Here is a 14,983-nt window from a genome sequence, read left to right as displayed (position 1 = left end):
CCCACCCGGAGGAAGCGGTCACGGCCCGGACGACCTGTGCTGTTGCCCCCCGCGGGTCCCGTCGGTGATCTTTACCTCGGGCACATCCGGTCATGTGCCCCGAGAGCCAGTACGCTGGCGATTCACTCGTACGAAGCAGTCCCCGCATCAGCGAAGCGGTTCCCCCATCAGCATGGAGAGGCGGTCCGGCCATGAGTGAAGCCCCCGACCCCGAGGTCGTGGAGCTGGCGACCAAGATCTTCGATCTGGCCCGGCAGGGGCAGACCGAGGCGCTCGTGGCGTACGTCGACGCGGGCGTCCCCGCCAGCCTCACCAACGACCGCGGCGACTCCCTGGTGATGCTCGCCGCCTACCACGGCCACGCCGACGCGGTCCGCGCGCTGCTCGCCCGCGGCGCCGCCGCCGACCAGATCAACGACCGGGGCCAGACCCCGCTCGCGGGCGCCGTGTTCAAGGGCGAGACGGACGTGATCAAGGCCCTGCTGGAGGGCGGGGCCGACCCCGCCAAGGGCACGCCGTCGGCCGTCGACACGGCCCGCATGTTCGGCAAGACGGAACTGCTGGAACTGTTCGGCGCGCGCTGAGACGAGTATTCCGACCAGCAACGACACGGAAAACGGGGGAGGCGGTACAGGGCCGCCGGAAATACGGTCGCGGCAGCACACGGCGCGGGTCATCATGACGACGTGATTCACGGACGCGATGGCTGGGCAGGTGTTGCCGCACCGCGCGGGCCGTGATGCGGCCCGCATGGGCCACCGACGAGAGGCAGAGAGAGATGGTCTACAGCAAGCAAGAGACGGCGGGCGCTCCGACGTTGTGTCGCGCGGCCAGGTAACGCGTGTTCACCGGTTGCGTCGACGCTTGATGTGAGGCTGTTTCCCATGTTCGATCCGGTCATAGCGCCCAGCGGTACCCTGCTCGGGCTGCTCCAGCGCGGCCGCGGCGACGGCACGCTGCACGCGCTGACGGCCCCGCGCGCCGAAGCGCTCGCGGCCCTGAACCACTGTGTGCTGCGCGACCCCCGCCACGACTGGCAGGTGGAGAACCGCTCCCTCTACTACGCCCGGCTCTACCTCGACCTGAACGGCGGACTCGACGCCGTCGAGGCGCACCTCTTCGGCCCCGAGGACGTTCTCGACACCGACGAGTGCCGCACCGGTCTGGCCCTGGCCGTCCTCGGCCACCTCGCCTCCTACGGCAGGAGGGACGCCCTCGACCTGTTGCGCAGGTACGCCGCCCACGGCTCCAACTGGGCCTGGGCCCTTGACGAGCTGGCCCTGCGGGACGACGACGCGGGCCTGCGCGCCCTCGCCGCCCCCGTCCTGGCCCGCTTCTCCACCGACCCCGAGGGCGAGGCCGAGCTGGCCGCCGCCGTGCGCGACGCCTTCGAACCACGGCCCTGGCGGCTGTGGGCCGAGGATGCCCGCCCGACGATCGGCGCCCGCGTCCGTGCCGCACAGGAAGCCGGCTGTTTCGACCGCTGGCAGCGGCAGATGCGCCCCACCGGCCCCCGGCCCGGCTGGAGCGTGCGCGCCGTCTTCGAGTGGGCCCAGCAGGGCATGGAACGCGGTGCCGCCCTCCATGTGCCCGCCGCCCGCTGCCTGGTCGCCGTGGCCGGTCCCGAGGACCGGCCCGAGATCCTCCGGGCCGCGAGGAACGGCGACGACGGAGCCCGCTGCACCGCCCTGCGCTACCTCGCCGACAGCGACGACCCCGACGCGCTCGACCTGATCGAGGCCGCCGTCGCCGACGGGACCACGCCCGTCGTGGAGGCCGCCGTCGACGCCTTCGAACGGATGCGCGGCGTCACCGCCGTGGACCGCGCGCGCGGCTGGGCCCGGCGTTCCGACCCGCTCGGCGCCGCCGCCGGCCGCATCCTCGCCTGCCGGGGCGGCACCGGCGACCGCGACCTCGTCCTCGCCGCACTGCGCGAGGCCGTACGCGGCGAGGGACCCGACGCCCCCACGCTGTGGACCCTCGTCGACGGCGCCGGACGCCTCGGCATCGTCTGCGCGGCCCCCGTCCTGCGGCACGTCTACCGCGAGACGGCCTCCTCCCACCTGCGGGGCCGCGCCGCCCGCGCGCTGGCTGCCACCGACCCCTCCTTCGCCGCCGGCTTCGCCGTCGAGTGCCTGTGGGACTGCGAGGAGACCACCCGCGAACTCGCCGCCCGGCACGCCGAGACCGGCGACACCCGGGTCGTGGAGCGCCTGCGCCGCCTGGCCGCCGATCCGGCCGAGGAGGACGAGGTGCAGACCGCCGTACGCAGCCGCTTCGGGCCCGACGCCGCCCTCGGCTGACCCCGCCCGCACCTCCCGGCCGGGGCGGACGACCGTCCGGCGGGTGAACTCCGGGCGACCCGCGGACCAGACCGCCGTGACGGCCGGACGACCTGGGGGTGCGGGTCTCCCGGGAGGGCGGGGCGGTCCGGAGGGGCGGGTCCGGGGGAGGGCCGGTGTGCCGGTCGGCGGGAGGGCCGGGTGGCCTGGGGGTGGGCCGCCGTGACGGCCTGCTGGGCTGCGGGGCGGGTCGGTTTGCCGGCGCCGCCTGTCTCACGCGTGGCGAGCCGCGGTCGGGGCGGCGAGGTGCCGGGCGGTCTGGAGCGCGCAGTGGGCCACGCCGTTTCCGGGGTCGGTGAAGTGCCCGGAGCACGGGGCGTGGTCGTGGGCCACGGACCCAGCCGGGCGCAGCTTGCCGACGTCCTGCCCAGGGCCGGTCATCACCCTGTCCGGCCCGCCGCTGCCCGGCACCGGTGGTCATCGGACCCCAGGGCGCCGTTCCGGTGGTCGGGCCGAAGTCCGGCCCACCGGTGCGCTCAGGATCAGCGGCGCCGTACCGACACGAATCTGACCGGAGTACCCGGCGGGGCCTGTGCGGCGGCCGGCAGGTCGGCGGCGCGCACCACCGCGATCACCGGGTAGCCGCCGGTGGTCGGATGGTCGGCGAGGAACACCACCGGACGCCCGTCCGGCGGCACCTGGACCGCCCCGAGCACCATCCCCTCGCTGGGCAGCTCCCCGGGCCGGGCCCGCTCCAGGGCGGGCCCCTCGGTGCGCAGACCGATGCGGTTGCTCGCCGAGGAGACCCGGTACGCGCGCGCGGTGAGGTCCCGGACCGCGCCCGCCGTGAACCAGTCGTCGCGCGGGCCCAGGGTCACCCGGAGCACCAGCTCGGCGGGCGGACCCGGCTGCGGGGCGCCGTCCACGCGCGCGGGAGGGCCGGCCGGGACGCCCAGCGGCAGGACCGTCCCGTCCACGAGCGGGGCCGGGCCCAGGCCGGACAGCAGATCGGTGGCGCGGCTGCCGAGGACCGGCTCCACGGCGATGCCGCCGGAGACGGCCACATAGCCGCGTACCCCCGCCGTGGCCGTGCCCACCTCCAGCAGCTCGCCCGCCGGCACGGCGACCGGGGCGCCCCACGCGGCCGGACGACCGCCCACCGTCACCGGACTCGGCGCGCCGCCGACCGCGACCGTGACCGGAGTACGCGCGCGCAGCGCACAGCCGTTGAGCGTGGTCTCCAGGACGGCGGCGTCCGGCGGATTGCCGACGAGCCGGTTCACCAGTGCCGCCGCGGGCGGGTCGAGTGCCCCGGAGCGCCCCACGCCGAGATGCGCGTACCCCGGCCGCCCCCGGTCCTGCACGGTCGTCAACGCACCGGCGCGCACCACGACGAGCACCCGGTCGCTCACGCGCCCACCTCCCCGGACGGGACCGCCGGGCCGCCCGCGGCCCTAGCCGGCAGGCCGGCGGCGCGGGTCCGCGTCGTGGTGGCGCGCGCCGGTGCGTCCTGCCGCTCGCCGGTGTCCAGGCGTGCGTGGGCGATGGCTGTCCAGAGCCCCTGTCTCTTCCCCGTCACGTGTCCTCCCGGGGGACGAAGCGCACGCGCGCCCCGGGGGCCAGCAGTGCGGCCGGTACGCGCGTGTGGTCCCACAGCACCGCGTCCGTCGTGCCGATCAGCTGCCAGCCGCCGGGGGAGGAGCGCGGGTACACCCCCGTGTACGGCCCGGCGAGCGCTACGGCGCCCGCTGGGACCGCGGTGCGCGGGGTGGCGCGGCGCGGGACGGCGTAGCGGTCCGGGAGCCCGGTGAGATAGCCGAAGCCCGGGGCGAATCCGCAGAAGGCCACCGTGAACTCGGTACCGGCGTGGATGCGGGCCGCCTCCCGCTCGGTCACCCCCCAGTACCCGGCGACCACCGCGAGGTCCGGGCCGTCGTAGCGCACGGGCAGTTCGATCAGCTCGCGCGCGCGGGGAGGCACTTCCGGTGTCCGCGCGGTGGTCAGCTCCGCCGCCCAGCGGTCCGGGTCGGCCAGCCCGTCGAGCAGGACGGTACGGGCCGCGGGGACGATCTCGCGCACGGTGAGCGTGCCCTCCTCGCGGCGGCGCAGCAGCGACGCGTGCAGGGCCTGCGCCTCCTCGCCGGAGGACACCTCCACGAGCAGCGCGTCGTCGCCGACGGGAAGCACCCTCACGCGAACGCCTCCAGGCGCACGCCCGCCGCCACCAGCCGCTCGCGCACCCGGCGGGCCAGATCCACCGCTCCGGGCGTGTCGCCGTGCAGGCACAGCGACCGGGCGCGCACCGGGATCCGCGCGCCGGAGTGCGCGACGACCGTGCAGGAGCGGGCGAGGCTCAGCGAGCGCTCCACGACCGTGTCCGGGTCGGTCACCACGGCGCCCTCCCGGCCGCGCGGCACCAGTGTGCCCTCGTCGGTGTACGCGCGGTCCGCGAAGGCCTCCGGAACCGCCGGCAGCCCCGCCTCGGCGGCCGCCTCCAGCAGCCGTGAGCCGGGCAGGCCCAGCACCGGCAGCGCGGCGTCCGCGAGCCGTACGCCGTCGATCACCGCGCGGGCCTGCTCCGCGTCACGCACCACCCGGTTGTAGAGCGCGCCGTGCGGCTTGACGTACGCCACGCGCGCCCCCGCCGCCCGCGCGAACACCTCCAGGGCGCCGATCTGGTAGGCCACCTCGGCCGCCAGCTCGGCGGGCGGCACGTCCATCGCGCGCCGCCCGAAACCGGCCAGGTCCCGGTAGGAGACCTGCGCGCCGATCGTCACGCCGCGCTCGGCCGCCAGCTCGCACACCCGGCGCATGGTGGCCGCGTCCCCCGCGTGGAAGCCGCAGGCCACGTTGGCGCTGGTGACGACGGACAGCAGCTGTTCGTCATCGGTCAGCCGCCAGCGCCCGAAGCCCTCGCCGAGGTCGGCGTTCAGATCGATCACGGTCATGGTGTCCTCGTGTCTCCGGTTTCTCCAGGGGAACCGGCTTCTCGAGTGGGCCGGTTTCCAGTGTGAGCCGGTTTCCCGTCCGGCCGCTCCGTGTGCCTCAGGCCAGTTCCCTTCCGCGGGTCTCCGGCAGCCCCAGCAGGGCCAGCGCGGCGATGCCGTAGCCGATCGCGCCGAAGACCAGCGCGCCGCCGACGCCCCAGCTGTCCGCGAGGAAGCCGACCAGGGTCGGGAACACCGCGCCCACCGCGCGGCCCGTGTTGTACGTGAAGCCCTGCCCGGTGCCGCGCACCGCCGTCGGGTACAGCTCGCTCAGGTAGGAGCCGAAGCCGCTGAAGATGGCCGACATGCAGAAGCCGAGCGGGAAGCCGAGCACCAGCAACAGGGTGTCGGCGCCGTGCGGGATGTTCGCGTACGCCAGGATGCACAGCGCCGACAGCAGCGCGAACAGCCAGATGTTGTTCCGCCGGCCCAGCCGGTCGGTCAGCACCCCGCCGGTCAGATAGCCGAGGAAGGCGCCGGTGATCAGGAACGCCAGATAGCCGCCGGTGTTCACCACCGACAGGCCCCGTTCGGACTTCAGGTACGTCGGCACCCAGGTCGCCAGTGTGTAGTAGCCGCCCTGGACGCCCGTCGACAGCAGGCTCGCGAGGAGTGTGGTGCGCAGCAGGCCCGGCGCGCCGTCGCGTCCGGGGCGGAAGACGGCCGCGAACGACCCGCGCGCCGGGTCCTGTTCGCGGGCCGCCGTCGCGGTGGGGGCGTCGTGCACCCGGCGGCGCAGCCACACCACGAGCAGCGCCGGCAGCGCTCCGGTCCAGAACATCACCCGCCAGGCCAGGTCCTCGCCGGCGAAGGAGAACACCAGCGTGTAGACCACCGCCGCCAGACCCCAGCCGGCCGCCCAGGCGCTCTGGACCGCGCCGAGCGTACGGCCCCGGTGGCGCGCGCCCGCGTACTCGGCGACCAGGATCGCGCCGACCGCCCACTCGCCGCCGAAGCCGAGGCCCTGGAGGGCGCGGAAGACCAGCAGCGTCTCGTAGGTGGGCGCGAAGCCGCAGGCGACGGTGAACACGGCGTACGTGGTCACCGTGATCATCAGGGCCCGGACCCGGCCGACCCGGTCCGCGACCACGCCGGCGACGGCGCCGCCGACCGCCGAGACCACGAGCGTCACCGTGGTGAGCAGGCCGGTCTGGCCGCTGTCCAGGCCGAAGTACGCCGCGAGCGCCACCATGCTCAGCGGCAGGGTGAAGTAGTCGTAGGAATCGAGGGCATAGCCGCCGAAAGCTCCGGCGAACGCGCGCCGGCCGCGCGGGCCGAGGGCGCGCAGCCAGCCGAACGCGCCGTCCCCGGCGGCCCGTCCGCCTCGCGCCGGCCGTACACCGGCGGAGGACCCGGACCGGGGCGGTGGGGTCGTGCTCATGGGCACCTCGCAGATGGGGGAGGGTGCTGGAAAGTGAGCCGTGCCGAGCACCGTAGAGGATCGTTCAACGATCCTTCAATACCCATGTTGTCTCGTCGTGGCATCCACGGTTGAATTCCGGGCATGGCAGAGCAGCTGGCGGGACTGGCCGACGACCGTGTCCTCCTCGGACGCACCAGCACCGCGGAACGGGTCGCCGACATCCTCAGGAGCCGTATATCCGAGGGCTACTTCCCGCCCGGCACCCGGCTGTCGGAGGACAGCATCGGCGGGGCCCTGGGGGTCTCCCGCAACACCCTGCGCGAGGCCTTCCGGCTGCTCACCCACGAACGCCTGCTGGTACACGAACTCAACCGCGGCGTGTTCGTACGGGTCCTGACCGTCGAGGACGTGGAGGACATCTACCGCACGCGCACGCTCGTGGAGTGCGCCGTCGTCCGCGGCCTCGGCGCGCCGCCGTACCGGCTCGGCGGGCTGGTCTCGGCGGTCGACGACGGGCACACGGCCGCCGCGAAGAACGACTGGAAAGGCCTGGGCACGGCCAACATCCACTTCCACCGCGAACTGGTCGCCCTCGCCGGCAGCGAACGCACCGACGAACTGATGCGCAGCGTCTTCGCCGAGCTGCGCCTGGCCTTCCACGTGGTGGACGACCCGCGCCGGCTGCACGAGCCCTACCTCGCCCGCAACGACCGTATCCTGCGGGCCCTCCAGGCCGGGGACACCCGAGGCGCGGAACGGCTCCTGGAGACGTACCTCGCCGACTCCCTGGAACGGGTCGTCGAGGTGTACCGGCGGCGCGTGGGCGAGGACCCGGCCGACGCCTCCTGAACCGACGCGGCCGGCCGTGCCGGACCGGTGTGCCGGGCCTGTTCCGGCCGATGGGCGGGGCCTGTTCGGACCGGTGTGCCGGGCCTGTTCGGACCGGCCCGCCCGGCCTGCTCCGGCCGGTGCGGCCGGTCGTCTTCCGCTTCTGTGACGGCCGTCGCTTCTGAGCCGTTTGGGCCGATGTCAGACCCAGGACCTAGTCTGTGCACCGTGACTTCGCCTGCATCGACGGACCGTGTTCCGCCCCAGCTCAGCGCGGGGCCGCGCCCGGCGCAGGGCCCGGCCGCCGACGAGGGGCTGGCGCGCCGGCTGCGCGCGCTCGCCTGCACCGCGCCGCTGCACGACCTGGACGCGCGCAAGGCCAACCTGGCCGGCGAGTACTCGGTGTACGGCATGGCCGAGGTGGCGCTCGCCGCCATCGACCTGGTCACGCTGAACATGGACTTCGACACGGGCGCCGACCACGAGCAGGTCGTGGCCCGGCTGGTCCCGCGCATCGCCGCCCAGGCCCCGCACCGGTCCGCCGCCGAACACGAGCGCGTGGCGCGCTGGGTCCTGGAGAACCTGATCAACGTCGGCAGCGTCGACCGCGGCTTCCGCGCGGTCTACGGCACCTTCGCGCCGGACGGCACGTACGTCCGCCGGGACTACGATTTCAAGCTGATCGAGGAGGTCCCCGGCCCCGGCGGCACGGTCTACCTGCGCACCACGGACGAGGCGGTCAACGTCCTGGTCGGCGCCCTCGACACGGACGTCACCAGCGCCCAGATCGCCGCCGAGGTCAAGCTGGAGGTGCTGATCAGCCGAGGCCGGCTCGCCGACGCCCAGCTCGCCGCCGAACAGGCCCGCTACCGCACGGTGCAGTACTCGGAGACCCTGCGGCGCGCCCTGGAGGCCACCCGGCGCAACGTCCGAGCGGTGGACTGGCTCAACACGGTCCCCGACATGATCGCCGAGGCCCTGGACCACGTGGCCGAGCGCTACCGCCACGAGAACGCCATCCTCACCAACATCCGCAAGGCCCGCGACGAGACCGAGGAGCCCGAGCACAAGCGCCGCGCCGCCGAACTCGTCGACATCGTCAAGGACTGCATCCGGCGCCACACCCAGCTCCAGTCGCGCCTGCTGGAGGCCGGCCCGCTGTTCCGCGCCGAACAGGACCGGCAGGCCTTCGCCACCCCGGCGGCGGCGTCCGGGACAGACCTGTACGGCCATCTCCTGGCCCCCGTACTGCCGTTGCCGCTCCAGCAGGCGATCCGGGTCACCGACGCGTTCTTCGCGCGCGGCACCGGACCGCGCACCCCGGTGTCCGTCCGGGTCGGCGACCTCGTCGACATCCTGCTGACCCCGCCGGTGGAACGGGAGCACCTGGGCGCGGAGATGCCCGAGCCCGACCTGATCGCCACGCCCGACGACAGCCGGTTCAGCGAGGAACAGCTCGCCGAGGCGACGCGGCTGCTGGACCTGCCGCCGGACGCGCCCAGAAGACTGTCCGGACTGCTCGCCGAGGCCCGCCGCACCGGCGACCCCGACCTCGCCTACCTGGTGGCGCTGCTCGCCGTCCACGCGGCCAGCCCCGCCGTCGGCACCGCCTACCGGCAGGGCGAGGAGAAGCTGCTCTTCGCCGTGGACGACGGGACCGAGTTGGACGATCCCGAATTCGGCGGGGCCGACCTCATCGTGGGCACGGCCCTGCTGGACGCCGCCGGGATGGCGGCCGACCGGACGGAAGCAGCATGACCGAGCACCACCGCGACAAGGAGCCCAGCCCGTGACCGAGCACGTCGAGTGGAGCGAGGCGGAGCCACCCGCCCCGCCGGCGTCCACCGCCGTCACCCCCGCCGACGCCGCCGACGCGGCGCGGCTCGTGGCCTTCGGCCTCCAGCCCAAGCTGGCGCCCGCCCGCGACCAGGAGTACACCGACCTGCTGCGCCGCTACCGCGAGGAACCGGCCTTCGCCCGGCTCGCCGACGCCGTCGCCGCCGGACTGGGACTCGTCGTGCTCGAGGTGTCCCCGCGCGCGGGCATGGCCGTCACCGCCGCCGAGGACTCGGTCTTCGCCGTCCGCATGGGCGACTACGCGCGTCGCACCGCTGCCGACTCCGGCGACCGCTTCCTGCACGGACTCGCCCATCTCGCCATCGCCGCGCTGGCGTTCCCGCGCCCCGAGGACCTCGCCGACGACTCCTACATCGGACGGGTCACCGTCAACGGCGTCGACGCCTTCGTCCGGCAGGCCTGCCGCCGGCTGGAGGAGCGCGCCGAGGAGCGCGGCGAGAACACCGACCCGGCGACCGACGCGCCCGGCCTGGAGGCCGCCTGGCGGATCTGGGCGCGGCGCAGCGCCACTGGTGCCACCAAGGACGCGCGCCGCCCCGCCGCCTCCACCACCGGCATCGTCGCCAAGGCCCTGGCCTTCCTCACCGACTCCGGCTTCCTGCAGCGCACCGGCGACGACAGCGGCGGCACCTACCGCACCACCGCCCGCTACCAGCTCCAGGTCCGCGACATGGCCGGCAACGCCGCCCTGGCCGAACTGTCCGAGCTGGGCGTCGTCCCGGTCACCGACGGCACGGCCACCCTGCTGCCCGCCGAGGACACCGACGACCTGGACCTGGTGGCCGACGCCGGGCTGCCGTTCCACTCCTGAACCCCTCCGGCGCAAGCACCCCCGAACCCCGCCACCGCAAGAATCCCGAACCCCCTCCACCGCAAGAACACTGACGAGAGTCCGCCATGTACGAGCTGTCCCGGGTCCGCCTCTACTCCATCGGTCCCGCCGGTGCGCGCTACGCCGACACCGTGCTTGACCTGCGGGGCGTCGGCGAGCCCGTGCCCGACCCGGCGCCCACGCAGGCGGAGTTCTTCGAGGAGGAGCCGTCCGGCCCGCCCCGCCGGCCCGCGCCCGCGGGCGTGCTGTTCCTGGAGAACGGCGGCGGCAAGTCCGTCCTGCTCAAGCTGATCTTCTCGGTGATGCTCCCGGGCCACCGCAACACCCTCGGCGGCGCCAGCTCCGGCGTGCTGCGCAAGTTCCTGCTCGCCGACGACTGCGGCCATGTGGCCCTGGAGTGGCAGCACGTACTGACCGGCGAGTGCGTGGTCGTCGGCAAGGTCAGCGAATGGCGCGGACGGCAGGTCTCCAACGACCCGCGCAAGTTCGCCGAGGCCTGGTACTCCTTCCGCCCCGGACCCGGCCTCAGCCTGGACAACCTGCCCGTCGCCGAGGCCACCGCCGTACGGCCGCCCGCCGAGGGCACCTCCGGCGCGCACGGCCGCCGCCGCACCATGAAGGGCTTCCGCGACGCCCTCATGGAGGCAGGCAAGACCTACCCGCACCTGGAGGTGCACTGGGAGGAGATCCACGAGCGCTGGACCGAGCACCTCGGCGACCTCGGCCTGGACCCCGAACTCTTCCGCTACCAGCGCGAGATGAACGCCGACGAGGGCGAGGCGGCCGGCCTCTTCGCGGTCAAGAAAGACTCCGACTTCACCGACTTGCTGCTGCGCGCCGTCACCGACACCCGCGACACCGACGGCCTCGCCGACCTGGTCAGCGGCTTCGGCAACAAGCTCGGCCGGCGCGCCGAACTGATCGCCGAACGCGACTTCACCGCCGGCTCGGTCGACCTGCTCGGCAGGATCGTCGAGGCGGCCGACGCGCGGGCACGCGCGCGTGACGTCCACGCGGGCGCCGAACGCCGTACCCGCACGCTGGCCAGGCGGCTGTCCGCCAGGGCCGTACGCGAGCGGGTCCGGGCCGCCGACCTCGCCCAGCGGGTCACGGCCGCCGCCTACGCCGTCACCCACTCCGAGGGCGCCCGCGAGCGCAGCTCCCTCATCGCCGCCGAACTCGCCTACCGGCACGCCTCGCTGGCGCTGGCCGCCGCCGAGAAGTCCGCCGCCGCGCAGAAACGCGAGCTGGCCGACGCCCGCACCCTGCACTCCGCCTGGCAGGCCGCCGAGGCCGTGCTGCGCCACCGGGCCGCCGCCGACCGCGTCGCGCGCGTCTCCGCGGCCATCCAGGAGGCCGAACGGGACGCGGCCCCCGCGCTCGCCGCCCGCGCCAAGGCCGCCGTGGACCTCGTACGGGCCCTGCACGCCGCCGCCGAGAGCGCCGAGGCCCTCGCCAACGAGGAGGAGGAGCGGTCCGCCGCCCTCCAGGAGGAGGGCGACTCGGCCTACCGCGGCTCCACCACCGCCGCCACCGAGGCGCAGCGCGCCCGCAGCGAGGCCGGGCACCTGCGCCAGCGGCTCGCCGAGGTCGAGCAGGAGACCACCGAGGCCGTCCGCGCCGGCTGGCTGGACGACAGCGCCCCGGACGCCGACCCGGCGCGGGCCGCGCTCGCCGCCAGCGATGCCGAGAAGACCGCCGTGGCCGCCTGGGACGCGGCCCGCGAGGCCGCCCGCAAGGCCACCGAGCACGCGCGCGAGGCAGCCGCCGCCGAGTCCCGCGCCGAGCTGACCGCGGCCCGCGCGGCCGGCGCCGCGACCGCCGCCGAGCGGGCGTACGACGCCGAACGGCGCCTCGCCGAGTCGCTGGCCGCCGAGCAGCGGCTGGCGGAACTGCTCAGCCTGCCCGGGGCACCGGGCACCGTCCGCGTGCCCGGCCCGCGCACCGGAGCGGACGACGCCGTCCCGGCCCCCCGCACCGCGGGGGAGGGCGCGCTCACGCCCGAGGACCTCGACCGCTTCGCCGACGAACTGCGCGAACTCCTCGACGGCGCCGTGTCCACCGCCGAACGGCACCTGTTCGACCTGCGCACCGCCGCCGCCGACGACGCCCGGATCCTCGGCGCCCTCGGTGACGGCGGACTGCTGCCGCCCGGCCCGGACGTCCTGGCCACCGTCGAGTTCCTCGGCGAACACGGCATCCCGGCGCTCCCCGGCTGGCGCTACCTCGCCCAGGCCGTCGACCCGGCCGACCACGCGCGCGTGCTCGCCGCCCGCCCCGAACTGGTCGACGGTGTGATCATCACCGACCCGGACACGCACGCGCGCGCCCGCGAGGTCCTCGGCGACGCCGCCCTGCTGCCCCGCTCCGCCGTGGCCGTCGGCACCGCGGCCGCCCTGCTCGCCCCGCCGCCCCCCGCCGACACCACCCCCGGTGACGTGTTCCTGGTGCCGCCGAACCCGGCCATGCACGACGAACACGCCGCCGACGAGGAACGGCAGGCCCTGCGCGCCCGGGCCACCGCACGCGACGAGGAGATCCGCGTCCTCGCCGCCCGCCTCGGCAAGGACCGCGAACTGGCCGCCCGGCTCGCCTCCTGGCGCACCGGCTGCCCCGCCGGACGCCTCACCGAGCTGGCCGGGGCCGCCGAGGAGGCCCGCGCGTTCGCCGAGGAGACCGAGGCCGAACTCACCGAGGCCCGCACCGTCCGCGCGGAGGCGGAGGAGACCGCGGCCGAGGCCGTGCGGGTCCGCGACGAGCGGCAGGAGGCCGCGCAGAAGGCCCGGCGCGCCGCCGACGCCCTCGCCGGTCTCGCCCACCGGCTGCGCGAGCGCGCCGGCTGGCAGGCGAAACTGCGCGAACTCGCCGACGAGGCGGCCGAGTCCGAGGCCCGCGCCCAGGCCTGCCTGGAGCGCGCCCGCGCCGCCGACGAGGACCGCCGGGCCGCGCAGCGCGCCGCCGACGACGCCCGCCGCACCGCGCGCGCCCTGCGCGCCGAGCGCGCCGAGATCGCCGGCGCCCCCGACGACGTACCCGCCGCGGACACGGACGCCCCGAAGGCGTCCCTGCCCGCCCTCCGCGAGGCATACCGGGCCGCCTCCCAGGTGTACGAGAAGGTCGGCGTCGGCGCCGACCTGCGCGCCGAACAGGCCCGCGCGGAGAGCGACGAGAGCGCCGCCCGCGCCGAACTGGACCGGCTCAGCAACAAGGTCCGCACCCGCGCCGAGCAGCTGCTCCAGTCGCCCGACGGCTCCGACGGGCCGTCCCGGCAGGCCGCCGCCGCGCGCGCGGAGGAGCTGGTGCAGCTCCTGGAGACCCGTATGTCGACCGCGAGCGAGCAGCTCGGCCGGCTGCGCGGCGAGGCCGAGCGCCTCGCCCCCGAGGACGGCGAGGCGCACACCGAGCTGCCCGGGGAACTGATCCCGCGCGACGCCGAGCACGCCCAGGCCCTGCTGCGCACCGCCACGGCCGAACTCGCCGCCCGGACCGGGGCGCTGGCCGAGGCCAGGGAGGCGCACGCGGAGCTGCTGGCGGCCCACCGCGCCGCCGAGGACGCGGCCGGCGGCTTCGACGAGATCGCCGCCATGCTCCGCGACCTGCTGCGCGAGCAGGCGCCCGAGGAGGAGCAGGAGGAGCCCGAGCCGTACCCCGGCACCCTTGAGGAGGCCCGGCACTCCGCCGCCGAGGCCCGCCGCTCGCTGCGGGGCTGTGCCGCCGACCTGTCCGCCGCCGAGGCGGCCGTGCGCGAGGCGAGCGACGTCCTCGTCCGGCACGCCAACTCCACCCGCTACGAGCAGGTCCGCACCCCCGCCCGGCAGCAGATCCGGGAACTGCCCGCCTCCGCGCTGCCCGAGCACGCCCAGAAGTGGGCGGACGCGTTCGCGCCCCGGCTGCGCGTGCTGACCGACGAGCTGGCCCAGCTGGAACGCAACCGCGACTCCATCGTGGACCGGCTGCGCGGTCTCGTGGAGTCGGCCCTCGCCACCCTGCGCTCGGCCCAGCGGCTCTCCCGGCTGCCCGAGGGCCTCGGCGAGTGGTCCGGGCAGGAGTTCCTGCGCATCCGCTTCGAGGAACCCGACCAGGCCACGCTCACCGAGCGGCTCGGCGAGGTCATCGACGAGGCCACCCGCGCGGCCGTGAAGAAGAACTCCGACCTGCGCCGCGACGGCATGTCCCTGCTGCTGCGGGGCGTCGCGGCGGCCCTCCAGCCCAAGGGCGTGGCCGTCGAGATCCTCAAGCCCGACGCCGTACTGCGCGCCGAACGCGTCCCCGTCGGCCAGATGGGCGACGTGTTCTCCGGCGGTCAGCTGCTCACCGCCGCCATCGCCCTGTACTGCACGATGGCCGCGCTCCGCTCGAACGACCGGGGCCGCGACAAGCACCGGCACGCGGGCACCCTGTTCCTGGACAACCCGATCGGCCGCGCCAACGCCACCTACCTGCTGGAGCTCCAGCGGGCCGTGTCCGACGCGCTGGGCGTCCAGCTGCTGTACACCACCGGCCTGTTCGACACCACCGCCCTCGCCGAGTTCCCGCTGGTCATCCGGCTGCGCAACGACGCCGACCTGCGCGCGGGCCTGAAGTACATCAGCGTGGAGGAACACCTCCGGCCCGGCCTGCCCCAGCCGCCCAGCGCCGGGGAGGCGGTGCACAGCGAGATCACGGCGACCCGGATGTTCAAGAAGCCGGCGCCGGCCGCTCCCTGACGGCACCGCTCGCGTCGCCCCGCTGTTCCGCATCACGCGACGCGCCGTGCGATGCGGAACAGCACGGACGGGGTGGCGGCACGGGTGGCGGCACGGAACGTGCCGGGCCGGGCGGGGCCGCGCCGTTC

Annotated in this window: 11 protein-coding genes; 6 read left to right on the top strand and 5 right to left on the bottom strand. The window is 75.4% G+C overall.

What is annotated here, in order from left to right; all coding sequences use genetic code 11:
* Nucleotides 1–191 precede the first annotated feature (191 nt).
* Nucleotides 192–584 (top strand): ankyrin repeat domain-containing protein, encoded by a 393-nt coding sequence (locus AB0E62_RS13295; protein ID WP_362191847.1) that lies wholly within the window; start codon nt 192–194, stop codon nt 582–584.
* A gap of 300 nt (nt 585–884) precedes the next feature.
* Nucleotides 885–2,303, top strand: coding sequence for a HEAT repeat domain-containing protein (locus tag AB0E62_RS13290; protein WP_362191845.1), 1,419 nt, complete (start codon nt 885–887; stop codon nt 2,301–2,303).
* Nucleotides 2,304–2,555: 252 nt separating this feature from the next.
* Here AB0E62_RS13290 and AB0E62_RS13285 read toward each other — a convergent pair whose 3' ends face one another.
* The 5 genes from AB0E62_RS13285 to AB0E62_RS13265 form a co-directional block, all read right to left on the bottom strand.
* Nucleotides 2,556–2,723 carry a hypothetical protein gene (locus tag AB0E62_RS13285; protein ID WP_362191843.1) on the bottom strand — a complete coding sequence of 56 codons (168 nt, stop codon included), beginning with the start codon at nt 2,721–2,723 and terminating at the stop codon, nt 2,556–2,558.
* Between the two features lie 101 nt (nt 2,724–2,824).
* Nucleotides 2,825–3,694 (bottom strand): biotin-dependent carboxyltransferase family protein, encoded by an 870-nt coding sequence (locus AB0E62_RS13280; RefSeq protein ID WP_362191841.1) that lies wholly within the window; start codon nt 3,692–3,694, stop codon nt 2,825–2,827.
* Nucleotides 3,695–3,857: 163 nt separating this feature from the next.
* Complete coding sequence (locus AB0E62_RS13275) at nt 3,858–4,475, bottom strand: allophanate hydrolase subunit 1 (RefSeq protein WP_362191839.1); 618 nt, start codon at nt 4,473–4,475, stop codon at nt 3,858–3,860.
* Nucleotides 4,472–5,230, bottom strand: coding sequence for a 5-oxoprolinase subunit PxpA (locus AB0E62_RS13270; protein ID WP_362191837.1), 759 nt, complete (start codon nt 5,228–5,230; stop codon nt 4,472–4,474). Before AB0E62_RS13270 ends, AB0E62_RS13275 begins: the two co-directional genes overlap by 4 nt.
* 97 nt (nt 5,231–5,327) lie before the next feature.
* Complete coding sequence (locus AB0E62_RS13265) at nt 5,328–6,650, bottom strand: MFS transporter (protein ID WP_362191835.1); 1,323 nt, start codon at nt 6,648–6,650, stop codon at nt 5,328–5,330.
* Nucleotides 6,651–6,773: 123 nt separating this feature from the next.
* Between AB0E62_RS13265 and AB0E62_RS13260 the strand changes: the two genes are divergently transcribed.
* From AB0E62_RS13260 to AB0E62_RS13245, 4 genes are all read left to right on the top strand, one after another.
* Nucleotides 6,774–7,481 (top strand): GntR family transcriptional regulator, encoded by a 708-nt coding sequence (locus tag AB0E62_RS13260; protein ID WP_362191833.1) that lies wholly within the window; start codon nt 6,774–6,776, stop codon nt 7,479–7,481.
* Between the two features lie 207 nt (nt 7,482–7,688).
* On the top strand, nt 7,689–9,218 hold the full coding sequence (locus tag AB0E62_RS13255) for a hypothetical protein (RefSeq protein WP_362191831.1): 1,530 nt from the start codon (nt 7,689–7,691) through the stop codon (nt 9,216–9,218).
* Nucleotides 9,219–9,249: 31 nt separating this feature from the next.
* Nucleotides 9,250–10,128 carry a hypothetical protein gene (locus tag AB0E62_RS13250; protein WP_362191829.1) on the top strand — a complete coding sequence of 293 codons (879 nt, stop codon included), beginning with the start codon at nt 9,250–9,252 and terminating at the stop codon, nt 10,126–10,128.
* 86 nt (nt 10,129–10,214) lie between these two features.
* Nucleotides 10,215–14,855, top strand: coding sequence for a hypothetical protein (locus tag AB0E62_RS13245; RefSeq protein WP_362191827.1), 4,641 nt, complete (start codon nt 10,215–10,217; stop codon nt 14,853–14,855).
* Nucleotides 14,856–14,983 lie beyond the last annotated feature (128 nt).

This window comes from Streptomyces sp. NPDC038707 (assembly GCF_040636485.1).
Classification (GTDB): Bacteria; Actinomycetota; Actinomycetes; order Streptomycetales; family Streptomycetaceae; genus Streptomyces.
The sequence above is the reverse complement of the archived record's forward strand: the minus strand, read 5'-3'. Positions and strand labels throughout refer to the sequence as shown.

Bases quoted from the DNA above. Each gene is read 5' to 3' on its own strand.
- AB0E62_RS13295 (WP_362191847.1), top strand. From the start codon at position 192: ATGAGTGAAGCCCCCGACCCCGAGGTCGTGGAGCTGGCGACCAAGATC.
- AB0E62_RS13290 (WP_362191845.1), top strand. From the start codon at position 885: ATGTTCGATCCGGTCATAGCGCCCAGCGGTACCCTGCTCGGGCTGCTC.
- AB0E62_RS13285 (WP_362191843.1), bottom strand. From the start codon at position 2,723: ATGACCGGCCCTGGGCAGGACGTCGGCAAGCTGCGCCCGGCTGGGTCC.
- AB0E62_RS13270 (WP_362191837.1), bottom strand. From the start codon at position 5,230: ATGACCGTGATCGATCTGAACGCCGACCTCGGCGAGGGCTTCGGGCGC.
- AB0E62_RS13265 (WP_362191835.1), bottom strand. From the start codon at position 6,650: ATGAGCACGACCCCACCGCCCCGGTCCGGGTCCTCCGCCGGTGTACGG.
- AB0E62_RS13260 (WP_362191833.1), top strand. From the start codon at position 6,774: ATGGCAGAGCAGCTGGCGGGACTGGCCGACGACCGTGTCCTCCTCGGA.
- AB0E62_RS13245 (WP_362191827.1), top strand. From the start codon at position 10,215: ATGTACGAGCTGTCCCGGGTCCGCCTCTACTCCATCGGTCCCGCCGGT.